The organism is Agarivorans sp., from assembly GCF_050295395.1.
GTDB lineage: Bacteria > Pseudomonadota > Gammaproteobacteria > Enterobacterales > Celerinatantimonadaceae > Agarivorans.
Map to the genome: position 1 here is coordinate 1 of NZ_JBNKPP010000196.1, position 22788 is coordinate 22788.

21 protein-coding genes and 2 tRNA genes are annotated in these 22788 nt (G+C 45.9%); 17 read left to right on the plus strand and 6 right to left on the minus strand.

Features of this window, described 5'->3' with window-relative positions; all coding sequences use genetic code 11:
- Positions 1-43 precede the first annotated feature (43 nt).
- The 4 genes from ACQY6Q_RS11465 (at position 44) to panF (ending at position 2409) form a co-directional block, all read left to right on the plus strand.
- Positions 44-119, plus strand: a tRNA-Val gene (locus ACQY6Q_RS11465).
- Between the two features lie 91 nt (positions 120-210).
- Positions 211-286 (plus strand) — tRNA-Val (locus tag ACQY6Q_RS11470).
- 403 nt (positions 287-689) lie between these two features.
- Complete coding sequence (locus ACQY6Q_RS11475; protein WP_427981552.1) at positions 690-968, plus strand: YhdT family protein; 279 nt, start codon at positions 690-692, stop codon at positions 966-968.
- Positions 961-2409 carry a sodium/pantothenate symporter gene (gene panF, locus ACQY6Q_RS11480; RefSeq protein ID WP_427981554.1) on the plus strand — a complete coding sequence of 483 codons (1449 nt, stop codon included), beginning with the start codon at positions 961-963 and terminating at the stop codon, positions 2407-2409. Before ACQY6Q_RS11475 ends, panF begins: the two co-directional genes overlap by 8 nt.
- Positions 2410-2452: 43 nt before the next feature.
- Here panF and ACQY6Q_RS11485 read toward each other — a convergent pair whose 3' ends face one another.
- The 4 genes from ACQY6Q_RS11485 to smc form a co-directional block, all read right to left on the minus strand.
- Positions 2453-3763 (minus strand): hypothetical protein, encoded by a 1311-nt coding sequence (locus tag ACQY6Q_RS11485; RefSeq protein WP_427981556.1) that lies wholly within the window; start codon positions 3761-3763, stop codon positions 2453-2455.
- 280 nt (positions 3764-4043) lie between these two features.
- A complete protein-coding gene (gene ligA / locus ACQY6Q_RS11490; protein ID WP_427981558.1) occupies positions 4044-6059 on the minus strand; it encodes an NAD-dependent DNA ligase LigA in 2016 nt (671 codons plus the stop codon).
- Positions 6060-6129: 70 nt separating this feature from the next.
- Positions 6130-7116 carry a cell division protein ZipA gene (gene zipA, locus ACQY6Q_RS11495; RefSeq protein WP_427981561.1) on the minus strand — a complete coding sequence of 329 codons (987 nt, stop codon included), beginning with the start codon at positions 7114-7116 and terminating at the stop codon, positions 6130-6132.
- Positions 7117-7136: 20 nt separating this feature from the next.
- Positions 7137-10562, minus strand: a complete 3426-nt coding sequence (gene smc / locus ACQY6Q_RS11500) for a chromosome segregation protein SMC (protein WP_427981564.1) — start codon at positions 10560-10562, stop codon at positions 7137-7139.
- A gap of 103 nt (positions 10563-10665) precedes the next feature.
- On the opposite strand from smc, the gene cysZ reads away from it, so the two are divergent.
- The 11 genes from cysZ to ACQY6Q_RS11555 all read left to right on the plus strand — a co-directional run bounded on the left by cysZ (position 10666) and on the right by ACQY6Q_RS11555 (position 19280).
- Positions 10666-11424, plus strand: coding sequence for a sulfate transporter CysZ (cysZ, locus tag ACQY6Q_RS11505; RefSeq protein ID WP_427981566.1), 759 nt, complete (start codon positions 10666-10668; stop codon positions 11422-11424).
- Positions 11425-11426: 2 nt separating this feature from the next.
- Positions 11427-11720: a hypothetical protein gene (locus tag ACQY6Q_RS11510; protein WP_427981568.1), complete on the plus strand. Its 294-nt coding sequence runs from the start codon at positions 11427-11429 to the stop codon at positions 11718-11720.
- Positions 11721-12052: 332 nt separating this feature from the next.
- Positions 12053-13021 carry a cysteine synthase A gene (gene cysK / locus ACQY6Q_RS11515; RefSeq protein WP_427981570.1) on the plus strand — a complete coding sequence of 323 codons (969 nt, stop codon included), beginning with the start codon at positions 12053-12055 and terminating at the stop codon, positions 13019-13021.
- Positions 13022-13438: 417 nt separating this feature from the next.
- Positions 13439-13696 carry an HPr family phosphocarrier protein gene (locus tag ACQY6Q_RS11520; RefSeq protein WP_427981572.1) on the plus strand — a complete coding sequence of 86 codons (258 nt, stop codon included), beginning with the start codon at positions 13439-13441 and terminating at the stop codon, positions 13694-13696.
- Between the two features lie 50 nt (positions 13697-13746).
- Positions 13747-15474, plus strand: coding sequence for a phosphoenolpyruvate-protein phosphotransferase PtsI (gene ptsI, locus ACQY6Q_RS11525; RefSeq protein ID WP_427981574.1), 1728 nt, complete (start codon positions 13747-13749; stop codon positions 15472-15474).
- 44 nt (positions 15475-15518) lie between these two features.
- Positions 15519-16028, plus strand: coding sequence for a PTS glucose transporter subunit IIA (gene crr / locus ACQY6Q_RS11530; protein WP_427981576.1), 510 nt, complete (start codon positions 15519-15521; stop codon positions 16026-16028).
- Between the two features lie 153 nt (positions 16029-16181).
- Positions 16182-16547: an ArsC family reductase gene (locus tag ACQY6Q_RS11535; RefSeq protein WP_427981578.1), complete on the plus strand. Its 366-nt coding sequence runs from the start codon at positions 16182-16184 to the stop codon at positions 16545-16547.
- Positions 16544-17704, plus strand: a complete 1161-nt coding sequence (gene dapE / locus ACQY6Q_RS11540; protein ID WP_427981596.1) for a succinyl-diaminopimelate desuccinylase — start codon at positions 16544-16546, stop codon at positions 17702-17704. The genes ACQY6Q_RS11535 and dapE overlap by 4 nt, the downstream gene beginning before the upstream one ends.
- Positions 17688-18377 carry a M15 family metallopeptidase gene (locus ACQY6Q_RS11545; protein WP_427981580.1) on the plus strand — a complete coding sequence of 230 codons (690 nt, stop codon included), beginning with the start codon at positions 17688-17690 and terminating at the stop codon, positions 18375-18377. The genes dapE and ACQY6Q_RS11545 overlap by 17 nt, the downstream gene beginning before the upstream one ends.
- Positions 18377-19078, plus strand: a complete 702-nt coding sequence (locus tag ACQY6Q_RS11550; RefSeq protein ID WP_427981582.1) for a hypothetical protein — start codon at positions 18377-18379, stop codon at positions 19076-19078. Before ACQY6Q_RS11545 ends, ACQY6Q_RS11550 begins: the two co-directional genes overlap by 1 nt.
- A 19-nt stretch (positions 19079-19097) precedes the next feature.
- Positions 19098-19280 (plus strand): DUF2897 family protein, encoded by a 183-nt coding sequence (locus ACQY6Q_RS11555; protein ID WP_427981585.1) that lies wholly within the window; start codon positions 19098-19100, stop codon positions 19278-19280.
- Positions 19281-19350: 70 nt separating this feature from the next.
- Here the strand turns inward: ACQY6Q_RS11555 and bamC are convergent, their stop codons facing one another.
- Entirely contained in the window at positions 19351-20532 is a 1182-nt protein-coding gene (gene bamC / locus ACQY6Q_RS11560) for an outer membrane protein assembly factor BamC (RefSeq protein ID WP_427981587.1), read from the minus strand.
- A 237-nt stretch (positions 20533-20769) separates the two neighbouring features.
- On the opposite strand from bamC, the gene ACQY6Q_RS11565 reads away from it, so the two are divergent.
- Entirely contained in the window at positions 20770-21297 is a 528-nt protein-coding gene (locus ACQY6Q_RS11565) for a glycine cleavage system protein R (protein ID WP_427981589.1), read from the plus strand.
- Positions 21298-21316: 19 nt separating this feature from the next.
- Positions 21317-21781: a thioredoxin-dependent thiol peroxidase gene (gene bcp, locus ACQY6Q_RS11570; RefSeq protein ID WP_427981592.1), complete on the plus strand. Its 465-nt coding sequence runs from the start codon at positions 21317-21319 to the stop codon at positions 21779-21781.
- 9 nt (positions 21782-21790) lie between these two features.
- Here the strand turns inward: bcp and ACQY6Q_RS11575 are convergent.
- Positions 21791-22788, minus strand: a 998-nt coding sequence (locus tag ACQY6Q_RS11575) for an AI-2E family transporter (RefSeq protein ID WP_427981594.1), incomplete at its 5' end; no start/stop codon positions are given.

The following is a 22788-nucleotide window of genomic DNA, read 5'->3' on the forward strand; positions in this document are numbered from 1 at the left end:
TAATAAACCTAACCATAGGCTGGTAAAGCCAGCCAAAAAATTTGGTCGCTTAGCTCAGTTGGGAGAGCATCGCCCTTACAAGGCGAGGGTCACTGGTTCAAGCCCAGTAGCAACCACCATATTTTGGTTTGGTATTAAGCAGTATCAAGGCGATATCGCCCTCCTCTTAATTAACCTAACCTTAGGCTGTAAAGCCAGCCAAAAAAATTCGGTCGCTTAGCTCAGTTGGGAGAGCATCGCCCTTACAAGGCGAGGGTCACTGGTTCAAGCCCAGTAGCGACCACCAAATACTAAGCCCGCAGTAATGCGGGCTTTTTATTATCTAAATTCCATACACCTTTAGCTTAAGCTGAATAAGCGATGCGGCATCGCCCTACTCTTTATAAGGCGAGGGGCACTGGCTCAAGCCAGTAGCGACCACCAAATACTAAGCCCGCAACAATACGGGCTTTTTGTGCCTGAATATCTCGTCCGGTTAAAGCTCAGCCCTTGGTTTTAAGACCTCAACTAACCGCTAGCTTATGGCTTTAGCCAAACACGCTATTAACTAGCGACCCGACTCAACTAACAATAAGCAGCTAAGTTGTATTAAAAACCTGTGTTTATGCTGGTAGTTATGGTAAAAATGCGTCGACAAAGGCTACCTTATAGGTGGCCTTTTAAGTTTTAGTCGCCAAACCTAGGAGTAGATGATGCCGCAACAACCGGCTTATTATCAGCAAGCCAACCGCGAAGCGGCGATGGCGCTATTGCTCGCCTTGGCCTACTTTGTCTGGTGGTACTGCAGTGCCTATGGTTTAGCCCCACCGATGGAACAACAAACTTTGCCTGAACTTTATTGGGGCCTGCCGCTGTGGTTTTTAATGTCCTGTGTAGTGGGGCCCATCATCTTTACAGTACTGTGCGCGCTAATGGTTAAGTACTACTACCAAGATCTACCATTAGACCCCGAAGAGCATCATGAATAAATCACTCATCGTTCCTTTAATCATCTATTTGCTGATTGTATTCGCCTTAGCATTTTTCACTCGCCGGCATAATAAAGCGGGTAGCTTTCTCAACGAGTATTTCATTGGCAGTCGCAGCATGGGTGGCTTTGTGCTAGCCATGACTCTAGCGGCTACCTACGCCAGTGCCAGTAGCTTTATTGGTGGCCCAGGCGCGGCTTATAAAATGGGCCTAGGTTGGGTATTGCTGGCAATGGTGCAGCTACCAGCCGCCTGGCTGACCCTTGGAGTGTTAGGCAAGAAATTTGCCATTGAAGCGCGCCGCCATAACGCCCTGACACTAAACGATATGCTATACGCCCGTTATAAAAGCCGAAGCGTAGTCATTTTAGCCTCTTTAGCGCTGTTATTAGCCTTCTTTGGCACCATGGTAGTACAGTTTGTCGGTGGAGCTAGGCTGCTACAAACCGTAACCGGTTTATCTTACTTTCAAGGCCTGTTTATTTTCGCTGCCACGGTTGGCGTATATACCACTATTGGCGGATTTCGCGCAGTGGTTCTCACCGATACCATGCAAGGCATCATGATGTTGATAGGCACGCTGCTGTTATTAGCTGGAGTCATTCATGCTGGCGGTAGTCTGTCTCATTTAGTCACACAACTGCATACTATTGACCCTGACTTAGTGACCCCCTTTGGTCCAGACAAATTTATTAGCCAACCATTTATTTTAAGCTTTTGGGTCTTGGTCTGTTTTGGGGTTATTGCCCTGCCACATGCGGCTGTGCGCTGCATGTCCTACAAAGACAGTCGCTCACTACACAAAGGCATGATCATCAGCACCGTGATGATGGGTGTATTAATGCTTGGCACCCACCTAGCAGGCGCCTTGGGGCGCGTGATTGTGCCAGAGTTAGATAGCCCCGACCAAATAATGCCCAGCTTAATGATGACGGTACTCCCCCCCATGCTGGCGGGCATTTTCCTCGCAGGGCCCATGGCGGCGATTATGTCCACCATCGACTCTCAGCTGATTCAAGCTTCAGCCACACTGCTAAAAGATCTCTACATCAACTACATCAACCCTGAAATCGTTGAAGGCGCCAATGCCGAGCGACGCTTGAGCCGCACTTCACTATGGGTTACTGCCATCTTTGCAGGCCTAGTGTTTGTCGCCGCCACTAAGCCACCCGATATGATCATTTGGCTTAATTTGTTAGCTCTGGGGGGACTACAGGCGGTGTTCCTATGGCCTTTGGTTTTTGGCCTATATTGGCAAAAAGCCTCGGCCCATGGTGCCATCGCCTCGATGCTAAGCGGGCTGGTTTGTTATATTGGTTTGATGTGGTTTAAGCCTGACATGGGCGGGGTCCATCCCATCGTCCCCACCTTGGTGATTAACTTAATCGCATTTGTTACGGTAAGTTTAGCTAAGCCTCAGGCTTCGGTAACATTAAGCTAGGTTTACACGGCCTGAATAATTCAGGCCGCGCTTACTTTAAAACTCAAGATTCTATTTGCTTGCGGAAAAACTGAATCATCTCATCGCGAGTCTTACGATGATTTAGATGGAAAATATCCATGGGGAATAGCAGTTCAATCACCCCGGTATCGAACATCCGTTTCACTTCATATTCGTTATGCGCCACATCGCGTTGGTACATGTAATTCAACCAAGTGCGATTGGTATGGATAATAAACTCCACCCGCATTCCGCCTAATCGCGCAAAAAACTTCATCATCGGGGTTTTAGAGCTAGAGCCAACGGCGCGGCTATGGTATTCGCTGCGCTCAGTCAACGAATCGGAGATATCTTCCAGTACCATCAGCGAATTGGCCTGCGAAGCACTGCGTGTCATATGCTTTTGAAAAGCCTTAATATCGCTAACAGAGTCTAACACCGCCATTAAACCCAATTCATCATCCACCGCAACCGCGGGGTTCTTCTGGTTTTTACGCAGTAGTTTCAAGACTTTAGCCTCGGGCGGCTTTTTCCGTATAGATACATAAATGGGAATTTGCCGTTCTCCTACGGTAAAGCTTCGACGCTTCAACAAAGTTAACTGTTCACGCTTGTCTAATTGAACGAGTTTAGCCTGCTGCGGACTCAACACCGCCACCTCTGAGCATGAGTAGTCCTCTTCACGGTGGCGAGAATGCAGATAAACCGGATCCAACTGGCCAATTTTTAGCTCGCTGCTCCATACATAACCATTTAAAAAGGCTAAGAAAGCAGAGAACTTAGTCTCGATTTCGGTTTCTCTTTCCCGCTGCTCAATGCTGCCTGCCAAAGTCATTAAAATCAGCTTACGCCGAGCTTCAAAACGAGCCTTTTTATGATATTTGTTGTTAAACATAATCAGCAATAATTCTACTGGATTATTGGTCACTTCAATTTCGTTGGTATTTTCAATATGCGATGCGTAAGGCGCTAAAATTTTGCCCTTAATCGAATGGATCACCGCATCGGCGGTACGCGCGTACTCTTCAATCCGATTTTCAATTTCGTTAAGGTTACCGTTGATACCAAACATATTGCCAAGCAAGTAAAGGGCCCGCTCACTGCGTTGCTTACGCAGTTTTTCATCTTCAATCAGCGCTTGGATCTGCGAGAAACTATCAATCCCTAAAAACTCAAAAATCTGGCTGCGTAAGGCGCGATATTTAGACACATTGTTGGGGTCTTTTTGCACATTTTTCACCCAATCACGCACCTGTTGAGAAAAAGGGTGGGCGACGACAGCATCTCGAGTGACCGCAAATGGCCCATCTTGCTGTAACGAAGTAAACACACTATTTGGAGAGAGAACCGACATAACTACTTAAAATCCTAATAACAGCAAGAACTTGCCTAAGCAACGAAGCAAAATATACACCAAATATGGATAACATTCAGTGAATTGTCTGGTTAATCAGTAACAAATGCTGGCTAACTAGGATTTTGCTTGTCAAGCAAACGACTTAAACAGAATTGGGCTGATGATAAAAACAACCACCAACCGCATTGCCCCAACTAGGCGCTTCGCTCAATGCCGCGTTGCACCGAAATCATGCAAGTAGCAATAGCTTGGAATAACAGTGCCCAAGCCGTGCTACTTAAGCGTGCGATTGCAACAAATCTATTAACTGTTGCTCGTCCCATATTTCAATGCCCAACTCTTGCGCTTTGGTTAATTTAGAGCCAGCGGCTTCGCCAGCAATCAACAAATCGGTTTTCTTCGATACGCTGCCAGTCACTTTCGCGCCCAAGGCTTGCAGTGCTTGCTTGGCTTCACTGCGCCCCAGTTGGCTTAGTGTTCCAGTCAGTACGATCACCTTGCCATCAAGCACCAGTTCCTCTACTGCAGGCTCTTCAATGGCTGGCCAAGAGAGTTGCGCAGCTAGCTCTGCCACTAGCTGAGTATTTAACTCGCGATTGAAGAAAAAGCGAATATGCTTAGCCACAATCTCGCCCACATCGGGCACCGCTAACAGTTGCTCCACTGTCGCAGCGGCAATGGCGTCAAGCTGTTTAAAATGCATCGCTAAGTTACTTGCTGTGGCTTCACCTACTTCACGGATACCGAGGGCATAAATAAAGCGTGGCAAAGTGGTTTGACGCGCTTGTTCAATACCAGCAAGCAGCTTATCGACCGACTTCTCACCCATTCTGTCCAACTTCAATAACTGTTCGCGTTGGTCCTTCAAGTGGAAAAGGTCCAGCGGCGTTTGCAACAATTGCAGTTCCACCAACTGCTCAACCAATTTATCGCCAATACCGTCAATATCTAAGGCTTTGCGAGCGACAAAGTGTTTTAATGCCTCTTTACGTTGCGCCGCACATTGCAAGCCTGCCACGCAACGCGCCACTGCCTCGCCTTCTATGCGCTCAATTTTACTGCCACACACCGGGCAATTTTGGGGAAAGACGACTTCTTTCGCATCCTCGGGGCGGCGCTCCATTACCACGCCTGCCACCTGTGGGATCACGTCACCAGCACGGCGCACAATCACGCTATCACCGATTTTTACTCCCAAACGTTCAATTTCATCCGCATTATGCAGAGTCGCATTACTCACCGTTACGCCACCTACAAACACGGGTTCTAAACGCGCCACCGGGGTAATCGCACCGGTTCGCCCTACCTGAAATTCAACATCACGCAAAATCGTCACTTCTTCTTGAGCCGGATATTTATGTGCAGTGGCCCAGCGGGGAGCTCGTGCCACAAAACCCAACTGCTGTTGCAGAGTAAGGTCATCTACCTTATACACCACCCCATCAATTTCGTAGGCTAGAGTATGACGTCGTTCACCAATTTCTTGATAATAAGCGAAACACGCGTCGCTGCCTTGCACCACCCTCACCTCGGGGCACACCGGCAAACCAAAATCTTTTAAGCGCTGAAGATTTTGATAATGGCTATTACCAAGACTGTCGCTCACCACACCTAAAGAATACGCATAAAAAGCCAACGGACGAGTAGCGGTGATTTTTGAATCAAGCTGACGCAAACTACCTGCTGCAGCGTTTCTTGGGTTAGCAAAGCCCTTTTCGTTATTGGCGACGGCCTGTTGGTTAAGCTTTTCAAAACCAGCCTTAGGCATGAACACTTCGCCCCTCACCTCTAAACGCTGCGGCCAATTGCGGCCTCGCAGACGCAAGGGTATAGAGCGAATAGTTTTAACATTGTCGGTGACATTCTCACCAGTGCTACCATCACCACGTGTCGCCGCCTGAACCAATTGGCCATCAAGGTACAACAGGCTCACGGCTAAGCCATCCAGCTTAGGTTCAACACAATAACTTATCGGTTCGGCACGCTTTAAGCGCTCCTGTAGGCGCTTATTAAAAGCGCTTAGCTCAGCTTCACTGAATACGTTATCTAAAGACAACATCGGCATTTCATGCTGAATTTGCTCAAAGGCAGCCAGTGGAGCGCCACTAACGCGCTGGGTAGGAGAGTCATTACGCAATAACTCTGGATGCTGTGTTTCTAAAGTACTTAGCTGTTTAAACAAGCGATCATATTCGGCGTCGGGCACCGAAGGCTGGTCCATCACATAATACTGGTAGTTATATTGTTCTAGTTGTTCGATTAATTGCGCTATTTGTTGTTCTGGCTGAGTCATGCGAGGCCTTTAAATAAAAAAGCCTTCCCAAATGAGTGACTTGGAAAGGCTAAATGTTGCTGAAATAAATTTAGTTTACCAGTAGTTGCTTACGCTCATATTCGCGTACGCGCTGTTCGTAGTGATTAACCGTTTGTTTGGTTAAGGGGTTGCGTTGGTCGTCTAACATGATCGCATCCAACTCTTTAGCTAAAGTTGAAGCCGCTTTGTACATCAAGGCAAAGTTTTTAGTGGGCTCGCCTTTACACGGAACCGTCATAAAAATGCTTACGCCGCGGGTTTCTAATTGCTCGATGTTATCCAAATCGAAAGTGCCAGGATTCACCATATTAGCCAAACTAAAAATAACCGGGCCAGTGCCACTATTATCCAAATGACGATGGAAGATGTTCATATCGCCATAACGCATACCAATTTTGTTTAAACTGGCCAGTAAGGCAGGGCCTTTCAGATACCGACCACTCTGCGCCATCACATTAACAATGAACACATCATCGGGTGCACTAGGATCTTTTTTCGGCTCGGCCGCTGATTCCTCTGCGGGCTCGGCTTCGGCTTGACTGGTTTCTTCTGCAGTATAGGCAAATTCAGGTTCTGAGCTTGCTTCAGGTTGAAACTGGCTTGATTCAAATTGCAGATCTTCAGCCGCCAGTTGAGGCTCGGCCTCTAAACTAGCCAAGGTTTGAGTCTCGCCAATTGGCGACTCATCATCCACCGCCGAGAAGTGAAACTCCGGCTCTTTACGTTGCACTGGCTCAGCTTTTTCGACCACAGCTTTGGCGACAGGTTTAACCTTAACAGTAGGCTTGGCTTCGCTGTTATCAAACTGGGCCATCGCATCTTCCAGCGGATCGCCAATAATACGCGCTTCACCGACACCTAAATCATCAAAGCCCAGCTCATCTCTAGATTGTTCAGCCTCTTTGGGCGCTAATTTTTGTTTTGGATTAAGCAGTTTCTCAGGTCGTTGTTTGCGACTACTCCAAAATCCATGCGCGAGTAAGGCAATAATTAAAATAATACCTACAACGATTAGTACGATGCGTAATTCCTGCATTTAACTGTTCTCTAAAGCTGTTATTCAACCATGGCTATCGCTTCTTCGATATCCACTGCGACCAAGCGGGACACCCCTGGCTCCTGCATGGTGACCCCAGCAAGCTGCGAGGCCTTTTCCATTGTCACTTTATTGTGACTAATAAATATAAATTGGACACTGTCGGACATACTATGCACTAAATCAGCAAAGCGTCCCACATTTACTTCATCCAGTGGTGCGTCCACCTCATCTAGCATACAAAATGGCGCAGGATTTAAACGAAAAATCGCAAAAACCAAGGCCAAAGCCGTGAGTGCTTTCTCTCCGCCCGACAACAAGCTTATGCTAGCATTCTTTTTACCAGGAGGCCGAGCCATAATTGTAACGCCGGTTTCTAATAAGTCATCCGACGACAACTCTAGCCAGGCCTTGCCTCCACCAAACACTTTCGGAAAAAGCTGCTGTAAGTCCGCGTCTACTTTAGCAAAAGTTTCACTAAATTTAGAGCGGGTTTGGCGGTCAATTTTTGCAATCGCGGCCTGCAATACTGCAATAGCGGCTTCAAGATCGGCTAACTGCTCGCATAGTTCTTGATAACGGGCATTCTGCTGTTCAAATTCGGCTTCAGCGGCGAGGTTAACCGCACCTAAACGTTTCAGTCGCGCATCCACCTGAGCCAACTCACTGGCATAGTCATCTTCCAGACTAGCCTCGGGTAAAGACAGCTCCAGGTGTTTCAGGTTTTCTCCCTGCTCGGCTAATTGCTCTAACAGTACTGCACGACGAGCTAACAAACTCTGTTGCTGGATCCGCTGTTCGGTATCCTGTTGCTGTAAGCGCTGCAATTGTTGCTGAGCCTGTTTTAACGCCTGTTGTTGCTGTTGCTGGGATTGAAGACTCTGTTGCTGAGCTTGGGAAGCTTCGCTTTGCTGTTCTTCTAGCTGTAAAACTTGTTCTAGTAATTGCTCAATTTGCTCAGCAAGCAGCGCTAATTCATCTTGATGCTGCTCTGGCGCTTGGCTCAATTGGGCGAGTAATTCGTCCAGCTTTTGCTGCTGATAATGCCGTTGTTGGGAACTCGCTTGTATGGCGGCCTGCTGCTGTTGCATGGCTAACTGTTGCTGATGAGCAAGCTGTTGTTGCTGTTGGATACTCTGCCTAAGCTGCTTCAATTCGCTGCTTCTAAGTTCTAGTTGTTGGGCTAAGCGCTGTTGCTGTTCACCTTGTTGCTGTTGCTGAAAACGGGCTTCCTCTAACTGCTCTTCCAACAGTAGCTGAGCTTCTTGCTCTTGCTCCAAGGCCATCGACAGTTCTTCTAATTGCTGCTGATAGCGATCCCGTTGCTGTTCGGCAAACTGCTGTTGTTGCTCTAATAAAGCTAAGCGGCTCTGCCATTGACTGATTTGGCTATCTAGGTTTTGCTGTAAAGCCGTTTGTTGTTCAAGTTGTGCAGCCAAGCTCTGGTCTGTTTCGAGCAAACTTTGTTGCTGTTGCCGTTGCTCTGCTAAGGCCTCATTAAGCTGCTGTAACCGTTCCGAGAGTTGCTGTTGCTCTTGTTGCAAGCTCAGTAGCGAATGTTGGTATTGTTGCGGACTCAGTTGCTGCCAATATTTTCCCAACCATTCGCCTTGGGCGGTAATCAAAGACTGCTCTGGGCTTAGGTACTGACGCAATGCAAAGGCTTGCTCTAGGCTTTCAACCAGTAATACCTGACCACATAAGAAGCTCAGCTCAAGCTCATTTAACTGCGAAGCCAAACTAGGTAAATGACGTAGCGGCTCGGCAAACTGATAATCATAAGTCTCACTCACGGCACTTAGCGCCAAACTTTGTTCGGGTGATAAACTTTCGCTCCACTCCGCTTGTAACCAAGTTCCCAGTACCGTGTCTGCAGCCAACTCCCAACCTGAATTCACTGCAATCACCTCACTTAAAGGCAACTGAGCACTGCAAGTAAATTGGGAAAGCAATTTTTCCACACCTTGTAAGCGGGTTTGTTCGGCGGTTTGTTGCAACTTTAATTGCTGCAATTGCTGCTCTGCCGCCTGTAACTGAGTGTTAACTTGCTGTTTTTTCTCGCTGAGTGCGCATCGTGCTTGAGCGCTCTGTTGCAGCTGAGGCTCAGCATCGGCCAACTGTTGCTTAAGCCGGGTAATTTCTTCCTCGGCTTGGCTGCTTAACTGGTTTAAGCCCTGCTGAGCCTGAGCTAATTGCTGCCGCTGGCCTTGCTGCAAGCGCTGGCTATGCTGTAGCTGTGACTGCAGCTGCGCTACTGTATGTTTGGCTTGTTGGGACAGGCTAACGAAGGCATTTTGCTCTGCTTGTGCTTGATGATAAGCCTGTTCAGCTTGCTCTAGTTGTGGCTCTAGCTCTAGCAGCAACTGCTGTTGCATTTCCTGCTGCTGCGCTAAGTCCTCAAGTTGTTGCTGTTGCTCATCCAGCTTCAACTTCAGTGCTTCTAGGCTTTGTTTGATACTGGCTTGCTGCTCTAAATTCTGCTGTCTGGCCTGCTGAGATTGGTTTTGCTGCTGCTTAATATGCTGTTGTTGCTGCTCCAGTTTGGCCAGCTCGGTTTTTACTTCAAAAGCCTGTCCTTGTAGGCGCTGTGAAAACTCTTGCTGCTCACTCAGTTGATGACTTAACAACAGCAACTGATTTTCGGCTTGGGTTATCGCGTGTTCGGCAAGGGCTTGCTGCTGTTCCGCCTGCTGATGCAGCTGATCGGCACCGTCGATACTGGCATCTAAATGGCGTAGCTCCTGCAGACAAATCAGCGCCTTTAACTCTCGATGACGCTCTCGATATTGACGATAACGCTTAGCGGCCTGAGCTTGGGTTTTTAGCTTATTAACTTGTTGCGCAAGCTCAGACTCGATATCACGCAAACGCAAAATGTTTTCGTTACTGTGTTTTATCCGCAGCTCGGTTTCACGGCGTCGTTCTTTATATTTCGACACACCCGCCGCTTCCTCAATAAACACTCTTAGTTCTTGAGGCTTAGATTCAATTAAACGGCTGATCATACCCTGCTCGATAATCGCGTAACTGCGCGGGCCTAAGCCAGTACCCAGAAACAAATCGGTAATATCACGCTTACGGCACTTAGCGCCATTTAACAGATAATTATTTTGTCCGTCTCTAGTCACTTCTCGGCGCACGGCAATTTCACCATAACTAGCAAACTCACCGCCGATTCGTCCTTGCTGATTATCAAACACCAGCTCTACCATGGCTTTTGACACGGCTGCACGTTTGGTTGAACCGTTAAAAATCACATCGGTCATCGAGCCACCACGCAAGTTGCGCGCATTGCTTTCGCCCAATACCCAGCGCACCGCGTCAATCACATTAGACTTGCCACAACCATTTGGACCAACAATGGCTGTCATATCGGTGGGAAAAGGAATAGTGGTCCGATCAACAAAGGATTTAAACCCAGCTAAACGGATTTGCTTCAGACGCATAACAAAGAGTGCTTTATTCAGTAGCTATTATTAGCCAAGACTTTACCAGAGCCACCAACGCTTTGTAATATATCCATCCATAAACAACTGAGAGATCACAACAATGACGCAAAATACGCTTGCCTCTCGCAGCGGTATTTCCTACATCGTACAAGGTTTTCATTTAATTACTCAGCCCGGTCTGCGCCTGTTTGTGATGATCCCCTTAATCGCCAACATACTGTTATTTGGGGGCGCATTTATTTACCTATATCAACAACTTGGTTCTTGGATAAACGATATTGTTAGCTATTTACCAAGCTGGTTAGACTGGTTAAGTTGGTTGATTTGGCCCACTGCCATCATTGCCATTTTAATGGTATTTGGTTTTACCTTTAGCATCATCGGCAACTGGATAGCCGCTCCTTTTAATGGCCTGCTGGCAGAAAAAGTAGAGCAACTGCTCTGCGGTAAAACCATTGAAGAGATGTCACTGGTAGAGCTAATTAAAGATTTGCCGCGAATTTTTTCTAGAGAACTACAAAAATTAGTGTATTGGTTGCCTAAGGCATTGGGGTTATTGTTGTTGTTTTTAATTCCGGCCATCGGTCAAACCATCGCGCCAGTGCTGTGGTTTTTATTTAGCGCTTGGATGATGAGCATTCAATACATCGACTACCCCTTTGATAACCACCGAATTACATTTACCACCATGCGTGACCAACTAAAGCAAGATCGAATTCGAAATAGCGGCTTTGGAGCGATCGTTTTATTTTGCAGCACCGTACCTCTACTAAACTTAATAATCATGCCGGTAGCCGTATGTGGAGCCACCGCTATATGGGTAGATAGTTACCGTGATCAAATGATTAAGGGGAGTTAGCCATGAAGTCTATTCATTTATTTCGTTATGCCCTGTTGAGTCTATTGCTAATCAGTTCGCCGCTATTCGCGGCAACACCGCCGTTACAGCGAGTTAGCTACGGTGAAGCTCAGGAACTGAACTTAAGCAAAATCGCCCAAAAGACTTTTTTAGACCAATACAGCATCGACCTAGCGAAAAAAGCCGCGCTTGAATGGGCCACCAGCCAAGGGGCTAGCCATTATTCTATTTATACGATAGAACGGAGTTCATTACGCAGCCGTTATCGTGTATCTATTATTTTATATCGACTCTAACAATTAACTTGAACGCCACAAACCAATAGCAAGGATGTTTCATCCCTGCTGGTAAAACACAGTCAATCTATTGCCGCTGAAGCCAAGCTCTCTGCGGCAACCACCGCCAATCATGATTGCGACTTTAGGGTATATATCAACCCAGTAGCTACCTAACCAGCGCTCAATCGCTATCAATGGCATATTAATTTATCTCTTAATTACATAACGTTATAAATAAACGTTACTTCCCCTTAGCAATTACCACGCTATGCTATTACTACAGTTAATGCTGCTTGGTGCAAAACAACCACTAAGAGTAGCACCCCGTATAAACTAAAAAGGACGCTTCAATGAGTAAAATCTACGACGATAATTCCCTAACAATCGGTCGCACTCCCTTAGTTCGCTTAAACCGAGTAAGCAAAGGCAATGTATTAGCTAAAGTAGAAAGCCGCAACCCAAGCTTTAGTGTGAAGTGTCGTATTGGCGCCAACCTAGTATGGGACGCAGAGAAAAAAGGTCTATTGGGCCCAGGCAAAGAAATCATTGAACCGACCAGTGGTAACACCGGTATCGCACTTGCTTTCGTAGCGGCTTCGCGCGGCTACCCTATTACTCTAACCATGCCTAACACAATGAGCTTAGAGCGCCGTAAACTTCTTAAAGCTTTGGGTGCCAACCTAGTGCTTACCGAAGGGGCCAAAGGGATGAAAGGTGCCATTTCTAAAGCTGAGGAAATCCGCGATAGCAATCCCGAAAAATACATTTTGCTTGGCCAGTTTGATAACCCAGCCAACCCAGAAATTCACGAAAAAACTACTGGCCCTGAAATCTGGGAAGATACAGATGGTGAAGTAGACGTATTCGTGGCCGGTGTAGGCACAGGCGGCACCATTACCGGTGTTAGCCGCTACATCAAATTAGAACAAGGTAAGAAAATCACCTCCGTTGCAGTAGAACCGGTTGATTCACCAGTGATTACTCAAGCTAAGGCCGGTGAAGAACTCACCCCTGGGCCACACAAAATTCAAGGCATTGGCGCCGGCTTTATCCCTGCCAACCTAGACTTGGATATGGTTGACCTAGTTGAACAAGTTAGCAATGACGACGCGATTGCTATGGCTCAACGCCTAATGGAAGAAGAAGGCATCTTGGCTGGTATCTCATCAGGGGCGGCAGTAGTCGCTGCGAATCGCATCGCTGAGAAACCAGAATTTGCCGATAAAACCATTGTAGTTATCTTGCCAAGTTCAGGTGAGCGTTACCTATCAAGTGCGCTATTTGCAAACATTTTCACAGAGCAAGAAAACGTTCAATAAAGTGCCTAAATAAACGCTAATAAGGGCGATCCACTGATGGGTCGCTTTTTTTTGCGATCCAGACTTAATTTTCTAAGAAAAATAACATCATTCTCTTGTGTAACAAAAGCGCAAAACCTATACTCCAAACCACCAAATATCGCGCATAGCAATGTATCCATTTGTAACACAAGGTATCAAAATGGATACATTGTTTACGACGATAAATTAGTAAAATACCAATTATTACAAACAGTTATAGATACATCTTGTTTGTAATAATTGGTAACAGCTTACAACTTAACCGAAAAACTTGACGTAGATTAAACTTCGCAGTCTACTTTTACGTTATTTTTTTCGCGAAAACGTTTTACTGATAAACGTCTAAGCTTATACAAGTTTTAGGCGACATAATTATTACTATCGAGGAATGATAATATGTTTGAAAAATCTGTTGTAATTACTGCTGAGAATGGCCTTCACACTCGCCCTGCTGCCCAGTTTGTAAAAGAAGCAAAAGCCTTTGCTAGTGACATCACCGTAGAAAGTAACGGTAAATCAGCCAGTGCCAAAAGCTTATTCAAACTACAAACCTTAGGTTTAACTAAAGGCACTAGCGTAATCATTCGTGCCGAAGGCGCTGATGAAAATGCAGCCGTTGAAAAGCTTGTCGCACTAATGGATGAGCTTGAATAAGCCAGTCGTTTTTACCCCCTTTATTCAGTTAAACCAAATAGGTACAGGTTATGATTTCAGGTATTCTGGCGTCTCCAGGAATTTCAATTGGTAAAGCGCTACTTCTAGCCGAGCAAGAAGTGGTGATTAACCAAGAAAAAATCGATGCAACGCAAGTAGATAACGAAGTTCAGCGTTTCTTCGATGGCCGCACAAAAACATCGGCTCAACTCGAAGAAATTAAGACAATGGCTGGTAAAACTTTCGGCGAAGAGAAAGAAGCGATCTTCGAAGGCCACATTATGTTGTTGGAAGATGAAGAGTTAGAAGAAGAAATTCTAGCTTGCATCAAAGACAGCTTAATGAGTGCAGATAAAGCTACCAGCACCATTATCGAACAAAACGCGCAAATGCTATCGGAACTAGATGACCCGTATTTGAGAGAGCGCGCTACCGATTTTAGAGATATCGGTTCTCGTTTAGTCAAAAACATACTTGGAATTGAAATCGTTTCCTTAAGTACTATTACTGAAGAAGTGATCCTAGTTGCTAACGACCTTACACCTTCAGAGACAGCTCAAATTAACTTAAATAAAGTATTGGGTTTTGTGACTGATATCGGTGGCCGTACTTCACATACATCAATTATGGCTCGTTCACTAGAGCTACCCGCCATTGTTGGTACCAACGACATTACTCAAAAAGTAAACAACGGCGATATGATTGCTTTGGATGCGATTAACAATGAAGTTGTTATCAATCCAAGTGAAGAGCAACTGGCAACTTACAAGCAGCGCCAACAAAGCTACTTAGAAGAAAAAGCAGAACTGGCTAAGTTGAAAGACTTACCGGCTGTTTCTCTTGATGGTCACCAAGTCGAAGTGTGTGCCAACATCGGAACGATTAAAGATGTTGACGGCGCCCACCGCAATGGTTCGGAAGGTGTAGGTTTATACCGTACCGAATTTTTGTTCATGGACCGTGACTCACTGCCTACTGAAGATGAGCAGTTCGAAGCCTACAAAGCTGTGGTTGAAGCGATGCAAGGTCACCCTGTGATTATCCGTACCATGGACATCGGTGGTGACAAAGATCTGCCTTACTTAGATCTTCCCAAAGAGATGAATCCATTCCTAGGTTGGCGTGCGATTCGCATCTTCTTCGACCGCGAAGAGATCATGAACACCCAATTGCGAGCGCTATTACGAGCTTCGGCCTTTGGTAAAGTGCGCATCATGTTCCCAATGATTATTGCCGTAGAAGAAATTCGTAAACTTAACGGCGTATTAGACACGCTAAAAGCCGAATTGCGTGAAGCGGGCATGGCCTTTGACGAAGAAGTTGAAGTGGGCGTAATGGTGGAAACACCTGCCGCTGCTGCGATTGCCCATCACCTAATTAAAGAAGTCGACTTCTTTAGTATTGGCACTAACGACTTAACTCAGTACACTTTAGCTGTTGACCGCGGTAACGAGCTTATTTCAGACCTCTACAACCCAATGTCACCTGCAGTATTAACCTTAATTAAACAGGTTATTGATGCCTCACATGCTGAAGGCAAGTGGACAGGTATGTGTGGTGAATTGGCCGGTGACGAAGCTGCTACCCTGTTACTAATGGGAATGGGCCTAGATGAATTTTCAATGAGTGCCATTTCTATACCTCGGATCAAAAAACTGATCCGTAATTCGAACTATGCTGATGCGAAGAAATTAGCCGATCAAGCTTTAGCTGCTCCAACTGCAGCCGAAATTGCCACGCTAGTTGACACTTTTGTTAAACAAAATTCGGTCTGTTAAGATAGTTACAACTGCACAATAATTAAGAATTTAGGAGCGCCACAATGGGTCTATTCGACAAATTCAAGAAAATGGTTTCAGATGATAGTTCAAGCAAAAGCGGTATCGATATTATCGCCCCGCTATCAGGCGAAATTGTTCCTATTGAAGAAGTGCCTGATGTTGTATTTGCTGAAAAAATCGTTGGTGATGGTATTGCTATTAAGCCAAGCGGTAACAAAATGGTTGCCCCTTGTGACGGCACCATTGGCAAAATTTTCGAAACTAATCACGCTTTCTCGTTAGAGTCTACCGACGGCATTGAACTATTCGTTCACTTCGGTATTGACACTGTAGAGCTAAAAGGTGAAGGCTTCACTCGCATCGCGTCTGAAGGCCAAGAAGTGAAACAAGGTGATGTTATCATCGAGTTCGATCTAGCCCTTTTAGAAGAGAAAGCTAAATCAACATTGACTCCTGTTGTTATTTCAAACATGGACGAAATCAAAGAGCTAGTGAAAAAATCAGGTGCGGTGACCATTGGTGAAACACCAGTGCTAACTATTATCAAGTAACTTGATTTATTCCACCCCCAAAGCCACGCCCTCGGGCGTGGCTTTTTTTTGCCCGCTTCCCTCCCCCTCAAGTAATAAAAACAATCCCAATAGGCAATGAGCTTTTACTCCAGCTCTGGTATTCTTAGCCCAAAATATAAAAAGGGAAGCACTATGCCAGCAGCCAACATCATCATGTATGGTATTCCCAACTGCGATACCATTAAAAAGGCACGCCGTTGGTTAAACGAACACAACATCGAATTTCAATTCCACGACTATCGTAAAGAAGGCGTGAGCAGCCAACAAATCTCCCAGTGGTGTGAACAACTAGGGTGGGAAGCGTTACTGAATAAACGAGGCACCACCTACCGACAGCTTAGTGAGCAGCAAAAAGCTGGCCTTAATCAACAAACCGCAATTCAACTGCTGAGTGAATATCCAGCAATGATTAAGCGTCCTTTATTGCAAATCAACAATAGCTTAACACTAGGTTTTAAAGCCGATACTTATCAACAACTTTTCACTTCGGAAGCATAAGCACCATGTCAGACAGTCCCGTTTTGCAACTTGCAAAAGACCTCATTAGCCGACCTTCAGTCACCCCTGAAGATTGTGAATGCCAAACTCTGATGGCTGAGCGCTTAAGTTCACTGGGGTTTAATATCGAAGCCATGATTTTCGAAGACACCACCAATATGTGGGCTCGTAAAGGCAATAGCGGCCCGTTATTTTGCTTTGCCGGACATACCGATGTGGTTCCTCCAGGCCCTGCCGAGAAGTGGCATACACCGCCATTTGAACCCACCGTGATTGATGGCGTATTACATGGCCGCGGCGCCGCTGATATGAAGGGGTCTTTAGCCGCAATGGTAGTGGCCACTGAGCGTTTTGTGGCAGACTACCCCGATCATCAAGGCTCAATTGCCTATCTAATTACCTCCGACGAAGAAGGTCCGTTTATTAACGGAACAACCCGTGTGGTAGACACACTAATGGCTCGTAACGAGTTGATTGATATGTGCTTAGTCGGCGAACCTTCGTCTACCCATCGAGTGGGAGATGTAGTGAAAAATGGCCGTAGAGGCTCACTTACTGGTGACTTAAATGTGAAGGGCGTACAGGGCCATGTAGCCTACCCTCATTTAGCCAATAACCCAATACACCAAGCAGCACCAGCCTTAGCCGAACTGGCCTCAATGCACTGGGACAACGGTAATCAGTTTTTCCCACCAACTAGTTTTCAAATCGCCAATATTCATGCTGGTACAGGTGCATCAAATGTGATTCCTGGCGAGTTGGCAGTGCAGTTTAACTTCCGTTATTCAACCGAACTCACCGACCAAGATATTGTTAAACGAGTCCATAATATTCTCGACAGCCATGGCTTAGACTACCAACTCGATTGGACGTATAACGGCCAGCCCTTCCTCACTGAAGAAGGCAGTTTTTTAAGCGCGGTTAGCGAGGCGGTCAGCAAGGTAACTAAACAAGCGCCGGAATTATTAACCACTGGCGGCACATCGGATGGCCGTTTCATCGCAAAAATGGGTACTCAAGTTGTTGAGTTAGGCCCGGTTAACGCGACCATTCATAAAGTCAATGAATGTGTCAAAGTCGCTGATTTAGAGCAGCTGACCGACATGTACTACGAATTACTGGTGAACGTATTAGGTAACCATGGATCAAACCCATAAACAGCTTTCCCTATATGGCTTGGACTCTAGCAAACTGCTCAAAGACCCGCAGTTTGCTTGGGTTCATCCAGAAGTTATTCAAGACTTAAGCGGCTTACATTTAGCCGCGAAGGCCGCTGGATTCGACTTGCAGGTCTACAGTGGCTATCGCGACTTTCAGCAGCAGCTTACTATCTGGAACAACAAATGGCATGGGCGGCGGCCAATCCTCGATGCCAATAGCCAAGCCCTAGACATAATACAACTCAGCGACCAGCAAAAAATGCAGGCTATCTTGCGTTGGTCGGCCTTGCCCGGTGCGAGTCGCCACCATTGGGGCACAGACTTCGATTTTTACGATCCGAGCTTGCTCCCCAAAGAAGAAACACTGCAACTGATCCCCCAAGAATATGCTACTGGCGGCTGCCAAAGTTCACTGTCTGAATGGTTACAAGCAAACGCCGCAGACTATCACTTCTTCTACCCTTACCGGCGGTTTCAAGGTGGAGTAGAGTTTGAACCTTGGCACCTCAGCCATTGGCCCAGTAGTGAGAAATTATTGGCCAACCTGGATGCGAGGCAAATTCTGCAGCACTTAAAAGAGGCAAATGCAGCAGGCTTTAGCTGCATTGAGCAAAACATTGAGCAGATCATGACTCAGTACGTAAGAAATATTTGTTTACCGGAGAAATAATGCCGAACCTGTATGCCACCTTGTTTGTAAGTTTAGTCAGTTGCTCCGCGCTTAGTTTTCTGATTTTAATTTTGGTATTACACAAAGGGCAGCTATGCCGGGGCCAGAGCGCGCGAATTCAGCGACAACTGGCCACCTTGGTGAGTTTTATCAGCCTCGCTGGTTTAAGTGGCTTTGAAAGCCAGCAAAACCCCTATTTAGTGGCGCTAGTATTCGCCAGTGCCTTGGTAGGCTGGTTTTTGTGTTATCGCTTAAACCAGTTAAAACAGAAACGCAGTCTGTCGCTTAAGTCTTGGTGGATAATGGCTATACCGCTGCTATTAGCCGCCCTATGGCTACTCATGCAACATAGCCTATGGTTATTTAGCTTTATCGCCTGCGGCGCGGCTATTGCCCACTGGCTATTAGTTAAAGCCAAACACCGGCTTAGCAGCTTCGATAAATTGCTACCGTTAATCGGACTAGCGGCGGCGATGCTCAGTCTCATCGTTGTTTGTGGCTATTTGATGCTTAACCCCACATTGTTTGAGCAAGCAGCAACCGTTAAGCAATTCGTGATCATGAGCGTCAGTTTACTCGCGGCAACCCTGTTATGGTTAAGCCCTCAGTTTTATCAAACTGCGCCGCCCGCTGCTTTGTTACTAGCGGTGGCATTTATGAGTTTAATTTCAAACATTAGTTTACAAGCTATCCACTTGTAAGCAGGTTGGCGAGGTTAGCATGAGCACACCCTATCTAATTCTTCTGATTGTCTTGGTATTGGGGTTTATTGTTGGCAATATCATGATGCTAAAACACATGGGGCGCTTTAACATCAGCCCTGGACTGCACAAAAAGAATGAGCAAAATAATCGCCAAGCCGATACCTTAGACCAACAAGACAAAGACAAAGACAAAAACTAACCTTTGCTTAACTCTCATCAGACATAAAAAAAGGTCCCACTGGGACCTTTTTATTGCTCTGCTTGAAGCGCTAACGAGATAAACTGTCGGCGGTGTCTAGGCCCATCTTCATCAAGATAGCCAGATAAGGATACAAGGCCTTCACTTCACTCGGCTTCAATACAATGCCTTCTTCGTCAGCTAAAGTAATCTGCGTTACATCGCCATTTGAGCCCACAGTAAAGATGTAGTTTTTCTCAGCAAACTCCATGGTACTTAAGCCATAGTTTTCTAAGATTTGCTCAGGAGGACGCTCGTAAGTTAAATACAAACTACCTGAGTTTTCGATGTAATCGGTAATGGTAAAGCCAGCCAAAGGCAATACTACTCGCAAGCGCTTCATGGTTTTTTCCATATTTGCTTTAGCTCGGTAGTAGGCTGCGCCGCCTTCATTTACTAATAATAAGTTAACCGTCTCATCGTAAAGCTGCTCTTTCTCAGTTTCACTCATTGTGGCTAATTTAGCTTGTTGGCGCTGTTCGGCTAGCTGAGCTTCAAGCTCTGCGCGACGCTCACTGACATAGCCAATCAAACGATTAAGCTCAATAACAGCCAAGCGCTGCTTATCAAAAGCATCTAATTCAACTACTGAATCACTGGTGTCACGATACAACTGGGCATCAACAAAGCTCACCTTCAAACCTGCAGTACGCCCATGTGGCTTAACATCAAGTTGATAAGCAAATTTTTGGCGTTGCTCAACCACTTTGTCGGTAAAGAAAATACTGCCCTCAATTTCTTCTTGGTCAACTAACCAGTCTGACTCAATCAAAGATTGCTGAGGGTCTTGATTCAAAATACCTGATTTACGGTAAGCGAGGTATTCACCAATGGTGCGCATCATTGCATCTTTAGTTTCGGCTGCCGATTGAGCTCTTAAAATATCAAACCAAAAGATCAGCCCATTTTCGGTGTCTTCAATGCGGCTACCGGCAATTAATGGAATCACCTGAACTGGCGCACGCACATCTACCTGTGGCCCTAGTAGCATTTGATTATCTGGAGTAATACTAGGAATAACAAATTCTGCGCTTTGCTCTGGAGCTGTCACACCTGGTGGGATTTTTAATGGTTCAATCTGTGAAACTTCTAAATAATCAAAATTACGTTCCGCTTGGCGACGCTTCTCTACGCCATCGGAGCACGCTGCTAGAGTGGCCACTAGGCTGCCCAAAACCACGATTTTCATCGTTTGAAAAGAAACTAGTTGCATATCCCACTACATTTACAAACAAAATAAAGATGAACTGGTAAACGATCTTATCAAGCAAAATCAATCCAGAGTAAGGCCGCTATACTACTTAGCCACCTTGATAAACACAAGATGAAAACCTTCAGGGCTTGATACAATCGCCGCTTTTCAGTGGCGAGAATAAGTGAAGCGCTAGAATTCACTGCTTGAAGCAAGTATCCTGAGCGTTAAAATCTTGCAGGATCAATAAAAACAAATATGAGTCAACACCTTGTTGTTACTGCCGTTGGTACCAATCGCCCCGGCATTGTAAATCAGCTAACCCAGCTGGTATCTAGTTGCGGTTGTAATATTGTTGATAGCCGAATGGCCTTGTTTGGCTCAGAGTTCACCCTGATTATGTTGGTCTCTGGCTCTCACAACGCGATTATTCAAATAGAAACACGCCTTCCGGTTAGCGCCCAAGAGTTACAACTGCTTACCGTACTTAAAAAAACCTCGCGACACGAGTTGATCGATTACTCACACACCGCAGTATTACAACTAACCCTGCCTGATGCGACCGGGGTAATTAGTCAGGTGACTCAATTTATTAGTGATCACCAGATGAGCATGATGGGATTGAAATCGAACTTGTTCACCGAGCATCAGCAAGAAATGCTGCACGCCGAGTTTGAAGTCAAACTTAGCAACGAACATCAGCCAGAAATGATAGAGCAAGCGTTTGCTAAGCTGTGTCAGGATCTTGGCTGCCAACAATTTAATCTGCATATTTTGTCAAACTAGCCACAACAAGGAATACTCAATGAAAACGTTGACCGCCGGAGAAGCAGCCCCACAATTTGACTTGCCGAACCAAGACGAAAAACGGATTAAACTCAGTGACTACGCTGGGAAAAAAGTACTGGTATATTTTTACCCTAAAGCTTTAACCCCTGGCTGTACTACTCAAGCTTGTGGTTTGCGCGATAGCATCGAGCAATTAGCCGCAGCCAATACCGTAGTGTTTGGCGTGAGCCCAGATCCGGTTAAACGCCTGCCTAAATTCATAGAAAAGCACCAGCTTAACTTTGATTTACTGTCTGATGAAGATCATGCCGTGGCGGAACAATTTGGGGTGTGGGGACTGAAAAAGTTCATGGGCAAAGAATACGACGGCATTCACCGGATTAGTTTTTTAATCAACGAGCAAGGTGTGATTGAAAAAGTATTCGATAAGTTTAAAACCAAAGAGCACCATCAAGTGGTGCTCGACTATTTACATCAATAAGCTTAAAGCTTAAGCCTGAGGGGGGTGCTCTTCAGGCTGAGCAATATGATGTGGCCAAGCATTAATCACGGCTTTCACTAAGGTTGCCAAGGGAATCGCAAAAAACACCCCCCAAAATCCCCACAAACCACCAAATACTAATACCGCCATAATAATCGCCAGCGGATGCAAGTTTACCGCTTCCGAGAACAACAAGGGCACTAATACGTTGCCGTCAATCACCTGAATAATGCCATAGGCTAAAATCAAATAACCAAACTGCGGGCTGACTCCCCATTGAAACAAACCCACCATGGCCACCGGCAAGGTCACGGCAAAGGCACCGATAAAAGGAATGAGGACTGATAAGCCCACCAATACCGCTAACAAGGCTGAATAACGTAAATCCATTACCGCAAATACCACATAGCTAATACAGCCCACTACGAGTATTTCTATGGCTTTACCGCGAATGTAATTCACCACTTGGCCATTCATTTCTGCCCACACCTGGACAATTAAGCGACGGTCATTAGGTAAAAATCGAGACACACTGCCCAATAAGGTCTTTTTATCACTCAACATAAAAAACACCATTAAGGGAACCAGTACGCTGTATACCATCACCGTGGCAAGGTTAACGATGGAAGAAAACGAAGACTGCAATAGCTGCTCGCCCACGCCCATTAAACGGCTGCGAACGTTGCTCACCACTGCTTCAATCAAGGCGCCATCGATGAATTCCGGATAACGTTGCGGCAGTGATTCCAACCATTGCTGCGAGCTATTTAACATCACCGGATATTCGCTTAATAAGTTAACCCCTTGCCCCCATACTGTAGGCAACACGCGTAATACCGCAAAAGTGGCGATTAAAAAGAACACCAATAGTACCAGCGCGCTCGCCAAACTACGCCGAAAACCATGATTGGCTAAAAAACTTACCGGCCAATCCAGTAAGTAAGCAAGTACCAAGGCAATTAACAAGGGTGCCAGCAAGCCGCCCATAAAATAAATCAGAACAAAAC